Annotated in this window: 10 protein-coding genes; 2 read left to right on the top strand and 8 right to left on the bottom strand. The window is 36.8% G+C overall.

What is annotated here, in order from left to right; all coding sequences use genetic code 11:
- The first annotated feature begins 8 nt into the window (after window positions 1–8).
- Together QUF93_RS23410 and QUF93_RS23415 are read left to right on the top strand one after the other, a co-directional pair.
- Entirely contained in the window at window positions 9–1,640 is a 1,632-nt protein-coding gene (locus tag QUF93_RS23410; RefSeq protein WP_078176372.1) for an RNase A-like domain-containing protein, read from the top strand.
- Window positions 1,641–1,657: 17 nt separating this feature from the next.
- The gene (locus tag QUF93_RS23415; protein WP_078176371.1) at window positions 1,658–1,957 is read left to right on the top strand and encodes a contact-dependent growth inhibition system immunity protein; all 300 of its coding nucleotides are present in this window, start codon (window positions 1,658–1,660) and stop codon (window positions 1,955–1,957) included.
- 42 nt (window positions 1,958–1,999) lie between these two features.
- On the opposite strand, the gene QUF93_RS23420 is transcribed toward QUF93_RS23415, so the two are convergent.
- Genes QUF93_RS23420 through QUF93_RS23455 form a run of 8 tightly spaced genes read right to left on the bottom strand, consistent with a single transcriptional unit; the run spans window position 2,000 to window position 12,908 of the window.
- Window positions 2,000–3,061 carry an N-acetylmuramoyl-L-alanine amidase gene (locus QUF93_RS23420; protein WP_289375826.1) on the bottom strand — a complete coding sequence of 354 codons (1,062 nt, stop codon included), beginning with the start codon at window positions 3,059–3,061 and terminating at the stop codon, window positions 2,000–2,002.
- Window positions 3,062–3,114: 53 nt separating this feature from the next.
- Complete coding sequence (locus QUF93_RS23425) at window positions 3,115–3,297, bottom strand: holin (RefSeq protein WP_078176369.1); 183 nt, start codon at window positions 3,295–3,297, stop codon at window positions 3,115–3,117.
- The gene (locus QUF93_RS23430; protein WP_078176368.1) at window positions 3,297–3,533 is read right to left on the bottom strand and encodes a hemolysin XhlA family protein; all 237 of its coding nucleotides are present in this window, start codon (window positions 3,531–3,533) and stop codon (window positions 3,297–3,299) included. Before QUF93_RS23430 ends, QUF93_RS23425 begins: the two co-directional genes overlap by 1 nt.
- A gap of 38 nt (window positions 3,534–3,571) precedes the next feature.
- On the bottom strand, window positions 3,572–7,189 hold the full coding sequence (locus tag QUF93_RS23435) for a phage tail spike protein (RefSeq protein WP_078176367.1): 3,618 nt from the start codon (window positions 7,187–7,189) through the stop codon (window positions 3,572–3,574).
- Window positions 7,186–8,661 carry a distal tail protein Dit gene (locus QUF93_RS23440; protein ID WP_078176366.1) on the bottom strand — a complete coding sequence of 492 codons (1,476 nt, stop codon included), beginning with the start codon at window positions 8,659–8,661 and terminating at the stop codon, window positions 7,186–7,188. The genes QUF93_RS23435 and QUF93_RS23440 overlap by 4 nt, the downstream gene beginning before the upstream one ends.
- A 41-nt stretch (window positions 8,662–8,702) precedes the next feature.
- Complete coding sequence (locus tag QUF93_RS23445) at window positions 8,703–12,314, bottom strand: phage tail tape measure protein (RefSeq protein WP_289375829.1); 3,612 nt, start codon at window positions 12,312–12,314, stop codon at window positions 8,703–8,705.
- A 16-nt stretch (window positions 12,315–12,330) separates the two neighbouring features.
- Window positions 12,331–12,492 (bottom strand): hypothetical protein, encoded by a 162-nt coding sequence (locus tag QUF93_RS23450; protein ID WP_100248424.1) that lies wholly within the window; start codon window positions 12,490–12,492, stop codon window positions 12,331–12,333.
- A 53-nt stretch (window positions 12,493–12,545) separates the two neighbouring features.
- Window positions 12,546–12,908, bottom strand: coding sequence for a hypothetical protein (locus tag QUF93_RS23455; protein WP_078176364.1), 363 nt, complete (start codon window positions 12,906–12,908; stop codon window positions 12,546–12,548).
- Between the last annotated feature and the right edge of the window lie 2 nt (window positions 12,909–12,910).

The raw sequence follows: 12,910 nt of genomic DNA on the forward strand, positions 1-12,910 counted from the left end.
GATCATTTATGAGTTTAAATATGTATCTAGGGGAAGTCCAGAACCAAACTCAAAGCATGAACGCTGTATGTACCGCTACCATTCAAGGTATGGAACAAGCGATTCAGTCGATTGACGCTTTTACAAGCGATACTGTTCTACAAGGGCAAACTTACGATAGTGCAAAAGCATTCTTCGCACAAACCTTCCGTCCCTTAGCCCAAGGGATTATTTACTTGTGTGAAGAACTAATTCGTCAGAATGATGCCTTTCCAAGTCAATTTCAATCACAGGTAGCTTCAACTGATGTAATTGAACAAGAAATATTAGAACAAATTCGAGAAATTGACCGAATGAAGGCAAGTATGGAAGCCATCAGTCAAGCTATGCCAATCCCGGGTATGGACGCTATGACGAATCTTTTTATTGCCATGAGGCGCAAGCTTCAAGAAAAGTTAGATCATTTGTATCAGTTCAACCAAACATCTAGTAATAACTATAATACAGCAATGCAATTAGCCGCTAGCATTGCGACGGGTCTTGCTGAAGTCCAAAGTGGGAAAGGTTTTAGTCCTGCTAGTGGTACATTTAGTACACAGGGATTGAATATGGAGTGGACAACTTCTATTCAAGAAATTATAGCAAAGCGTGAAGCAGAACGGTTTTCCAGTCAAGGTGTTGAAGAACTTGGTCAATCTGATTTCATGAAGAATGACAAGACTATATTAGACCAGCTTGATGAAGGTGTACGTGTCGGTTCTGGACGAGCTGTTAGAGACGGAATAGAAGATTTTAAAGCATTGGGAGACAAGGAAACGTGGGAAGATATGAGGTATGCTGCATCGCACCCTTTTAATACCCTTAGAACCATGTACAATGTCCTTTCAGATTCATATATTAAGAATGTAAAAAATGGTGATTTTGAAGATGCTGTAATATGGTTTAGTTATGCCCTAACAGGAATAGGAGTAGGACTAATTGGTGATAAAGGTATTGGTAAAATCACAAAAGTGTTAAAAGGAGCCAGATATGCAAAAGTAAAGGAAGTCAAAGTACCACGTATACAACAAACTGTTACAAATTGGGTTGATAATTTAAGTATAGAAAATCGACTTGCTTTTGCCGATACCAATGGACTTAACTTAAAGTCTAGTTTTGATTCTACTGCTTTTGAAGCTGAAGAAAAACTATCAACTTATCAGTTCGCTAATTCTAGTGGAAATACTAATACTAATGCTATAAAACCAGGAGATACTAGTCCGTTAGCTCCTGGAGGAGGGTTAAATGCCCATGAGACAAAAGGTAGCCAAAAACGTGGCCACTTAATCAAGAAACACATTGGAAAAACAGATGCAGAGTTGTTGCAAAGATTACAGAATGATTCTAGAATAACAGGGTCATCAACTTTCACTGATAGGGCTACAGCTGAGAAAGTAGCTAATGCTACCCTCAGTGACCCTAATAACCAACGAATTATTAGAGATTGGTTAAATAATCCCCGAAGCCGTTCTACGATAGCATTGGATTATTATAATAATGATATTATTGGGCGTGGAGTACGGAGAGGGTCTACAACAGCTCATGATATGAAAAATGCCAAAATTGTCTTAAAAAAAGACGGCAATGGAAATTTCATTTTAACAGGTTATCCAGTTGACTAATAGGAGGAAAGAAATATATGCTATTAAAAAAAAATCCAGAAGATCCGGTTTATCAGTTCTTAGCAGCAACATTTCATCAAGATACATTTTACGAAGAAGCACTCCAAGAGTTACTTGAAGAAGAAAGTACGGAATATTTACAAGACGCTATTATTTTTCTAGCTGAATTTATTCAAAGTGATTATAGTGATAAAGAAAAAAATGAGTACATACAGTTTTCTGCAGATGGGATATATTTTGAAGGATTAGAAATAACACCATTAGAATGGCTTGAACAAACAGTTAAAACGATAAAACAAGCATTAAAAAACACTTAATAAAAAAAGACCGCCCGTAAAAGGCGGTCTTTTTTCGTTAAATTAACGAACATTCACATACGCATCACTAGCCGTAATATAGTACGTATTCCCTTTCGAATTGTGTACTTTGTATTGTGTTGATCCATTGACAGTTACTTTCGCATCGATTGTAAAACCTAACCCTGCATCTAAAGTGCCAGCAACATCTTTATCTGCCCAGGAAGCAGAATCATAGAAACGTAGGTTGTCTACTTTAGAAACGACACGCTTTCCTACAATCGGATTAACTAGCTCCTTCTTCTCAAATTTGATATAAGAAGGGTTGTTATATACCCACTGATTCCCACCAAGGTTTAGCCATCCATCTTTTTCGCCCCAAACTTGGTATGCTTCTGGTTTGTTTAGTTGACGAATAACAGAATAGCTTGCATTCGGGCCTTTACGTAGATTTATATTATTACCTTGAATGTATGCAACTCCTTCAACATTTGCAGTTGGCACTTCTGCTGGTTTAGATGGTTTATCTGGAACGGAAACTTCAACACTAGAATTATTGTATGCACGTTGCACATCAGCTCGGAATTGAGCTTCTGATACGCCATGACTACGTAAGTAATCAAGTGGATCTTCATGGTCTGTACCGCCAAGGTACTTTGTAACATCGTAGTGAGTCCATAATCCTTTTTCTACAGATAAACCACGGTCACGTAGGATTTTAGCTAGTAATTTCACGTATTTATCATAGCTACGTTTGAATTTATCGTAATCAGCTGTTTCGCAAAGTTCAACATGTACAAAGCGTTTATTAGCAGAAGGTCCACCACCATAAGCGATGTATTTTGTGTCAGCAATTTGGATTGTTTCATTCCAATCTACTGCATAATGAACGAATGCGTTTCTCCATGTACGAGACTCATATTTTTGGATATTGATAGCTGGCGCTTCAGGAGTTGCTGTAGAATGTGCTACAACGCCCTCATAAGCACCTACACCATTACGGTATGGTTGTTTCGGTAAATCAGGAATAATAAGTGTTCTATCAGCAAAAGCACTTGTAGCAAAAGAGCTAGCAAGTACTAGAATCATAAGGATCGAGGTAATATGTTTCATTGTCTTTTTCATTTAGCATCAGCATCCTTTTTCATAATTTTTGTGTGGTCAAATAATCCACTTGCTCACAGTCCAATGATGATTCCTTGAAATACATTTGCTTTGATATCTCCGTCCAAAAATAAAACGCCTAGCACAATGCCAAGCGTTAAATTCAATAACGGAACATATTTTGTTTGTAATCCGATTGTTTTTACAATCTGTGAAAAACCAATTACAATTCCAATCATTACAGTAATTTCAAACATTACATACCACCTCCTTTCATTAAGAAAGTGAGCGCTGCGCCTATAATACCACCAACAATAAGGCGTAAAATCCAGGTAGTATTGGCGCTAATTTTATCTAACTGTTTATTGATATTGATAATGTCTTTTTCGTTACCTGTTGTTCGCATCTCTAAAGTTTTAATTTCTAAACGAATATCCTTGATATCTTGCTTGATTTCTTGAACATCGCTTCTTACTTCTTGTATTCCTTCCACATTGACCACCCCTTTTTTTGCAATAAAAAAAGACCAGCTTATGGCTGCTCTGTTTGCGTTGTATTTTCAGTTGTTGGCGCTCCATTTATCATTTTTTGAACCAATTCTTCTAGTGCTACAATTCGTTTATCTTGTTCAACTTTCTCGAGTTTTTGCACTTCAAGTTCCACTTCTAATTTAGTAATTCTCGTACCATGCTCATCCTGAGTCAGCTTAATATGTTGTACAGAATCAACAGTTAGAGCAACTACAGGGTATAGATTAATGGCAGTTTTGTCATCTGTAGTAAATACGATGTCAGAGTCCTCAGCTATAAAACCATATTGTAAAGGAATGTCTGCGATTGTCGGTAGTGGATCGCCTTCCACTCTGTCTTCTCTCATTTTGTATAACTTATCCATATCAGACTTGAAATAATATTGCTGAGTTTTCAATCCCATAATTTTTTCTAAAGGACTAATTTCTACATCTTTAATACCTGTTTTGATAAGTCTTGTAGATGTTTGCTGTAAAGACACACATTTGATGTTACGAGCTTCTAAGTCCCTAAATTCGTCACCAGTTGCGTTTTTTATTTGAAAACCACTTGTATAACCTGTTACATGGCTAGCACGTAATCTCAAAAAGGCAAGACTTAAATCAGCGTCTGAATTATTGTCATATAGTTGCATGTGGTTTTGAGTTGAAGGTTTGTCTTTTTTACCAAAGTAATGTCTTCCAGATTCTGATGTAGAATCAAAATAACCTTTAGAGTTGATCACTGTATTGTTTCCTGCTGTAACTTTGAAATCTTTAGACGGCTCTATAAATATATCTGTGTTAGTCCCTATAGAATCAGTCTTCAACCAGATATAGCCCTTCTGAGAAGCATTGATTATCAAGTTATCATTTGCTTTTAGATCCATCGCTCCGCCTTGGAAGAAGTTGATTCTAGATCCGTAAGTAAATTCATTGCTATTAGAGTTGTACTGCTCTACCATTCCTATAGTAGCTTGAGCATTTTGGTAGTTATCTACGCCTTGAGCGTTTATAGGTGTCCATTGAGTTAGATTAAGAGCTCCTACGATTCCACCACTTACAGATCTACCTAGAGTAAGCGTAGGGTTTATAGCAGTTCCGTCTGATTTATTAAAGAATCTAAATTCAGCACGTACCGTATCTTTATCATACAGCTCAATATTCTGCTGATTTAACTTTACATAGCGTTGTTGTCCGTTAGGAGCTGTCTTTATAGTTACACCGACAAGCTCTTGAGCTTTCAAGTGTTTTGCTTCAATAAAACCATCAAGATAAATCTTTCCAGCTTGAATTAATACAGATTGAGCTGTTTGGTTAATTGTAGAAGCTATATCACCCTTTTGGACTCGTAAGTCAATTTGCTCGGCTTGTGTCTTGATAGAAGCTTCATGACGCTCAACCGTAGCTTTATCTCCAAAAACCCCATTAGCTTGCTCTTTCGTGTAAACCTCTTCTTTTACCGCCTTCAACTCAATAGATTTCGTGTTTTGGTCAATAGCGGTCTGCATTGTAGTCACTTTCTGATTGTATTCAGAGGTAGCTACTTTCTTAGCAATCTCGTCAATCATTTGCTCATAGTTTCCCATGTCTTTAGGGTTCTCCATGAATGTAGAAGGATTTGCGCCTTGTTGTAATTGCGGCTGCGACACCCAAATAGTACCGTTACGTCTAAGTGTTATATAACCCTTTATACTTGTTATTCCAGATGATGGAGCATCGAGCACGACTGATATAAATTTCCATGATCCAGCAGTCATTAACGGCTTAGCTTCAGTTATTTTATTTATAACTCGTGTAGTTCCATTAAAGAAACCGATTTCCAAGTAACACCCTTGGTCCAGAGACTCTAAATCATCTGCATAAAACCAAGCTGACAATACATAACTTCCTGATCCGCCTGTAACAGGGATTGTTTGTGATACTGTCATCCAATTATTAGCACTTAAACCTGTAGCAGATAATTTACACGAGTTATATCCATCATGATTTTTTTCTGATTCGGCTGTAATCGTTTTATTTGCTCCTGTAGCATTTGGGGTCCACTTTTTTATACTCGGTGTTCTATTTGTGATTATTCCGGTACTTGCATTTATTTCTCTATCTTCAAACGCGGAATTTATAAAAATGTTTGTACTTCCTAATCCACCGATATAATCTTCCATCTGTTTACCCGAAATTTTAGACAATAATTTATCGTTAGTAAGCTCAAGTTCCCTTTTAACTTCTTCAACATCCGGAACAACGGTTTCCCATATCGTGCCTGTCCATATCTTTAAAATACCAGGTCTACCACCACTAATATCACGCCATAATGTTTTATTAGGTTTAAGATTAGCGTTAGGAGAATCAACACTATCTATGATATCTACCATGTTTTGATCCATATAATCTTTTGTAGCATTCGCTAAATCTTTTGCAGCTTGTGATTCCTCTACTGCTGTATCTACTTTATTATTTGATTCTGTAACTTTTTCTTCTAAAGCATCAAACCACTCTTTAGAGACTTTATCTTGAATCATCGAAAGCATTTTTTGATACATTTTACGCAATTCTTCACTCGAATCAATAATCTCTCGATAATCACCAAACACATATTTATCTTGTGTAGGATCTTTAAATGATTCATCACCAGCAATAGCACGAGCTTCAAGATATAACTTAGGGGTAAAACCTGTATCTATAATTCGGATTGTATCCCCTTCATTGATTAATTCATGTGCTAGTCCAAATACCTGCCCTATACTTTGAGCTTGAACTTCATATGAAACCGAAGTATTAACAAGTTTACCCATTTCCGTTTTCATCAGAGTTAAAAGTCTCTCTGGAGACATATCTTGATCTTCTGTTTGTGGAGTATAGAAAGCGAATTTATGTTTTCCGTTTTCATTCCACCGCTGAAAAGCTGCATCATCCACAAGATAAGGAACACCATTATTTATTTCTGAGATCGTAATGAATTCTCCATTTTCTTTTTGCACATAACCTAATAAGGCGGTACAAATATTTTGAGAGTTTTCAATACGTTTAATCCCTATCAAGTCTTTACCAAACGTTACTTCTTTTCTTGTATCTCGTCCTCTTTTCTTAACCATATCAACATAACGGCCAACAATTTGCGAGCCCCTAACTTCAGCGCGGTATTGGATTTCTAATTCAAAAGAAGCAGCAATTTTTTTCAATAAATTCAATGGATCAATAAACTCTTCAATTACTATTGAATGTGCTCCATCATGTTCTGTTTTACCTATTTCCCACTTCGTCCCTTTAAGGGCTATTTCCATACATTGTTTCAATGTTTTACTTTCCATTTTTTGTGGTTCAATAATTCCTGCTTTAGCAAGCTGAATCCATTCACCAGATGCATAAACCATTAATGACCTATCATCAGAATCTTTTTCTGCTTCTGTAATGACGTAAGGAACGATTCTACCTCCACGAACTTCTTTTAATACTAAGTTTTGCTGGACAAGTGTGGATGCATGATCTGTATTCTCAAATACTTTAAACTCTAATGTATCGATATTATTCTTAATTTCCCAATGGCGTTTATCATCCCAATAGTCTTTTGGCTGTATAACTGAAACGATTTGACTTGTTTTAAAATCAACAACATGTAAGTTCCCACTTGGTGTCCTCATCTAAATCGCTCCCTATATGTTATTTGCGCAGTTCCTATATTTAAAGGGCGTACAATAATTTTATTTTGCCCTCGCTTTACAACAGGGAATGAACTGAATATATCTTTTAATGCAATTGCATTCGTTCCGTTGATTGTTACTAAGGATCTTTCTGTATCTATTTGAATTTTGTCACCAACATCGAATATATAAGGCGTTTCGTCTACATTCAAAGTGTTTATTTTCCAAAACTTAACATCTTCAATAAATGCAATATCAGCAGGTGGATTATCACCATAAGCAATACACCCTACAGCTATCTTTGCTACTGGTCTAGCTGTCATAGGATTACTGTCAGACCCATCTCTCCATGTACGAACAAAACTAGCATCATCTATCTCAGTATTTTTACGATATTTAGCAAAATAGAAACTCCATTCTTTGCCCCTGCGAGCTACTGAAACATGTCCTCTAAAGTCGTTAAAAGTATCAGATTGCATTCCCATCTCATCAGTAATCCACTTTCTGGAACCTCCTGAATCAATAATTGCTTGTGCTGTTGTCATTTCATGGCTCATATACTCATCAGCCATTGCTAACTCAACTATCACATTATCATTAGCGTCTAAAAGCATTACTACAGTTTTCCCCATTCTGTTCCAGTGTTCAGACTGGAAGTTCATTTGCACATCAAGTCTGAAATCTTGAATAACGCCCCCTGTATTAGGAATAGTTCTCTTCATAAAAGGGCCATGCCATTCATCAGTTGCTCCTGTTCCGTATGAGTCAGGTGTAAAAGCATATCCTTGCCACACTTTCATAGATCCTGAACTTTTGTAAATTCCTATTTGTCCAGTCACAGCAGTCCAAGTAGCTAAACTTTTCATTTCGTCCCATATAAGACGCTCATTTTGTTTCACAACCTTAGTTTTAATCCCTGTAGGATAACCAAGTCTGAAATAGTCATCGCCGTTCCAAACGTCTAAAAAAGGGCTTTGAATACCTGTTACAATATCGATAACTGGAGTCGTTTCTACAGTACCTTTGTTTTCAATATCTGCTTGAAAATTACCATCGACGTTATTAGCGAATTGTTTTGTTTGTACTGCCCCTAACTTATAAGGCATTGGGCAAATAAATTTAAGAATTCCTTTACCCAGAGTGACGAATTCATCTGGATCAAAACTTTCATCCACAATTGCTAAATAAGTTCTATTTGGCTCTACATCGAAAATAAGTTCTACTGGTTGTTCTGTAATTAACCAATCTGCTATTTCTTCTTTTAATAGTTCTAAGTCGCCACCATCAGGAACTATAATTCCAACAGGAATCGAAAGAACACGGATGTCAGTTTGTGTGTTTAATAATCTTGCCCCTGGATAACCTGGAACACTTAGAAAATTCCTTTTCAATGGTGCCCATGTAGGTCTTTTCCATCCTTTTTCAATTTGAATAAAAACTTTACGTTGATTGTTAAATGTAAAAGAACTCATGTTAACACCTCTTTTCTTTATAAAATAAAAGAAACCCAAACCTAAAAGGCTGAGTTTCTTACTGTTTCTCTATCTTGATACTCGGTTGTATATCTATAAGTACCACGCGCTACATCTCGTCCTTCCAAAGTAACAGGAACTTCAATTACTAAATCACCACCCTGTGTTGGTATCGCTCCATTAACACCAGATTGACCAGGTGAATAATTGAATGTTTGGTTTGCAATACCGCTACTCATAGACTGCTTACTATTAGCCATACTGCCATAAACACCACTCATAACAGTTTTTAATCCTGATAACTGGCTCATAGAACTATCCATCATGCGACTCATATCACTCGTTAATTGACTCATAGATCCGATAGTCCCAGTCATGGTTTTAGCAATCCCAGCACCAATGTCTCCAAGTGTCTTTTTATTTAAAGGTAGAACCGCTTCATCCCCAGCTTCACCAGCACCTTGCAAGTTTCCACCATTCATTCCAAATATAGTTGGTTTAGTGAAGATACCACCTTTAGCGCGCCAATCAATATTGATTCCAGATGGATAAGTAACATCTTTTCCTAAAACGTTTTTCGTACTTGTTTGTAAACTGAAGTGTGGAAGAGGTGGCATTTCAGGCTTTGGAATTTTTAACTTCAGATTAGTAAAGAATCCCTTAATCTTCCCAATAAATTCTTCTACTTTGCCAACCGCATCTCTTATTGGATCAATAATAAATCGTTTTGCAGCTTCAAACTTTTCTTGCGCTGCACTTTTCACAGAATCAAATTTTTCTCTCGCGGAATTATATAAGTCGGTAAATTTTTGCTTGGCTTGATTATACGTTTCAGTTACCGGATCAATCACGTATTTCTTCATTAAATTCCAAGCAGTAAGTGTATAAGATTTTATTTTTTCCCAATTTCCTAATATCCAATTTGCTAAATCTCCAAGTTTTTGCTTGGTTGTATTCCACAAGTCTTGAACAGGTTGAATAACATACTGTTTGACCAAATTCCAAGCCGCAAGAGTATATGATTTAGCAAGTTCCCATTTTGAACTTAACCAAGATATTAAATCGCTAAATTTTTCTTTTACAAAGTTCCAAGTGTCTAGGACGGGTTGAATGATATATTGTTTAAATAAACCCCATCCAATTTGCGCTGCTGCCTTTGCTATTTCCCATTGTTTACTAAGCCAGTTAACTAACTCGCCAATTTGTCCACTTACCCAATTGTAAGCTTCTTGGATTGGTTGAATAATATATTGACTGATTGCCGCCCAAGCAATTTGCACCCCGGCTTGAATTAGTAACCAACCTGCTTCTAATACGGTAGAAACCGCTGAAATAATTGGATCTAAAACAGTAAGAATTGTATTCCAAGTATCTTGCCAAGATTGGACTAGTGTCCCCCACAATTCAGATGCCGTTGTAACTAAAGATGTCCACCAGGAAGAAGCTGTTTCAACAATTCCGGACCATAAACTACTAAAGAATTCGCCTATTGGATCAAAGAAACTGTGCATCATTTCTGTGAATGAAGCCCAGGCCCCCGAAAAGAATTCAACTATGGAATTCCATGTATCACTACATATCTGACCTATACCTGTCCATAAATCACTAAAAAATTGACCAATAGGATCAAAAAATGCATGCATTGTTTCTAAAAATGAATTCCAAGCTTCACTAGATGATTGAACAATGCCATCCCAAAGTTCTATTAAATATTCTTTAATAGAATTCCAGGTTTCTATTGTCCATTGTTTTATGGATTCCCAGTTTTGATAAATTGCAAAACCTATGGCAGCTATAGCGGCTACGATAAGGGGAATAGCAGCAACAATTCCGGCGGCTAAAGCCGCTCCAATCCCAAAGATACTCATGACTGTCACAACTATAGGTGCAAGTGCCATAATCGCACCGGATATTATGCCGATGGCTACAGCAATTGTTGCTAATGTTGCTGCCAATTCTGGATTATTAGTAACCCATTCAGAAAATTTAGATACCAAATCAGCTACAACCGATAACACTGGTTCAAGAGCCATTTTTAAATCATTCATAGCTTTTTGCATTTTTACGGCTGGATTTGCATCCATTTTCTTTATGGAGTCATTCAATTGATCTTGGTTATTCTTAAAATCAACTGTTTTTTCTTTCGCTCCTAGCAATGTATTAATGATGTTTTGCCCCTGGTCCTCATACATTGTACCGAATAGTTTTACCCCTAATTCATTACGCTTTGTTTCATCTTCTACTTGTGATAATGCTAGAGCAATATCAGTCATAGCTGCTGAACCTTCTTTACCGCCATTAGATACAGCTTGACCCCACTTTTGCAATTGTTCAGCTGAAATATTAGTACCTTCAAGGGTTTCTTTCATCGCTTTATCGACACCTTGACCGAATTCAGCCGCTTTAATACGCCCCTCTTTCAAACCATCTAAGAGATTATCAATGTTCCAAGTACCTGTTTCGACCCCAGCTGCCATAATCGCTTGTACTTCTTCAGCACTATATCCTGCCCGTGTAAGCTGCCCACCATATTCAGCAATAATGTCTAATTGTTCAGGTGGAAATCCCATTTTTAATAAGGCGTTTGTTAATCCAAGAGCACCTTCTTGTGAAATACCTAGTTCATTACCAATTTCATTTGTTTCCTGTATTAATTCAGTGAAATCAATACCCTCATATGATTGTGCAATTGCGGCTGCTCCCTTTACGATTGCTGCATTCGCTTCATCACTTACGCCTTTATTTAATGCCCACTGCCTACGTACACCTTCTAAAGAAGCTTCAGCATCCACACCATAAGCAGTAATACCCCTTACAGCTTCCTCCACAGATTTCTTTGAGGATTCAGGGACATCAAAAGTAATATCAATCTTCGTTTTTAACTTTGACATATCCAATGCTTGTTCAATGGTTCCGGCAATACCACCACCAGCAACCATCGCCCCAAGTACATTTTCTAAACCAATATCTAATTCTTTAAATTCCTTTTGTGTTCTTTGGGCTTCTTGTTGTAAATCTTTTAATTCATTTCGCACTTGTTGAATGGAGTTCCCATCATCCACAGATCTGAGCGCACGTTGTAATTTCTCAATATCAGCTTCTGTTCCTAATGCTTCTCGGCCGATAATTCCAATCGCTTGTTCTAACTGTCTACTTGTAGCTGTACCGCTTTTAATTGCATTCACAAGACGATTTCCTAACGCTCCTGCAAAATCATCAACACTTTTTCCTGTAGCCCTAAATAATGTTTCTAATTGCCTTGTTGAACTTGCTACATTGTCTTGTTCAGCTTTCATGCTTCCAAGCTTATTTTTCAGACCATTAAGTGACCCTTCTGTAAATTCAATTTCACGCCTGAATGCACGGTATTGTTCTTCAGAAATCTTACCATTTTGAAATTGAGCTTGTACTTGTTGTTCTGCTGCCTTTAACTTATCTAGTTTTTCAGTTGTATTTTCAATTTGTTGAGTAAGTAATTTTTGCTTCTGTGCTAATGCTTCTACATTACCAGGATCAAATTTCAAAAGACGTTCTACATCTTTTAACTCTTTTGCTAAATCATTGCTACGTTTATTAACATCTTTTAAGGCGTTTTGTAAACCAACGGTATTACCGCCAATCTCAACCGTAATTCCTTTAATTCTTCCTGACATATTTTCACCTCATTTCTTAGAAAGAATCGTAATCTTTTTGATTCGCTTTTCTTACTTTTTCTTTATCTGGATTTTCCATTTCAGCAAATTCAGCAATATAATCAAAGCAATCGCCAATTGTCATGTCTTCTAAATCCCAACGTGTTAATTTCGATTTATAACAAAGAGCAAGGAACAAATCAGTGGTTAATTCTTCATCACTGAAAGTTCCTTGCTCTTCATCATTTACTGTTATTTTTTTTTTGCTCCCATAGTGAGTTGAACTAATTCCATGATTTCCCGCATGATTTCTTCAATAGGGAATTCTTCAAATTCATCCAGCCACGTCATAGGATCGGGAATGCTTGGATCAGCCGTTTTAGCGTATAACCAAGTCAAGTCATAAATAAGTTCAAAGTCCACTTTACTTATATCAACATTAGACATATCAATAGGTTGTTCTGACCCATCTGGTGAAGTTAAAGCATTAATCGCTCCTAACCCCATCATATCTGCAAATAAATTACGTCTGAATTGTGCTTTATATCGTTTAACTGTTGCCGCTGTAGCTTTTAATCGAACCTGTTTACCATCAATTGTGATTGTCTTTTCCATCT

This window comes from Bacillus hominis (genome assembly GCF_030348325.1).
In the GTDB taxonomy this organism is placed as follows: Bacteria; Bacillota; Bacilli; order Bacillales; family Bacillaceae_G; genus Bacillus_A; species Bacillus_A hominis.

Excerpts from the sequence above, each read along its gene's own strand:
- QUF93_RS23425 (WP_078176369.1), bottom strand. The coding sequence starts at position 3,297 with ATGTTTGAAATTACTGTAATGATTGGAATTGTAATTGGTTTTTCACAG.
- QUF93_RS23455 (WP_078176364.1), bottom strand. The coding sequence starts at position 12,908 with ATGGAAAAGACAATCACAATTGATGGTAAACAGGTTCGATTAAAAGCT.
- QUF93_RS23410 (WP_078176372.1), top strand. The coding sequence starts at position 9 with ATGAGTTTAAATATGTATCTAGGGGAAGTCCAGAACCAAACTCAAAGC.
- QUF93_RS23440 (WP_078176366.1), bottom strand. The coding sequence starts at position 8,661 with ATGAGTTCTTTTACATTTAACAATCAACGTAAAGTTTTTATTCAAATT.
- QUF93_RS23420 (WP_289375826.1), bottom strand. The coding sequence starts at position 3,061 with ATGAAAAAGACAATGAAACATATTACCTCGATCCTTATGATTCTAGTA.
- QUF93_RS23415 (WP_078176371.1), top strand. The coding sequence starts at position 1,658 with ATGCTATTAAAAAAAAATCCAGAAGATCCGGTTTATCAGTTCTTAGCA.
- QUF93_RS23445 (WP_289375829.1), bottom strand. The coding sequence starts at position 12,314 with ATGTCAGGAAGAATTAAAGGAATTACGGTTGAGATTGGCGGTAATACC.
- QUF93_RS23435 (WP_078176367.1), bottom strand. The coding sequence starts at position 7,189 with ATGAGGACACCAAGTGGGAACTTACATGTTGTTGATTTTAAAACAAGT.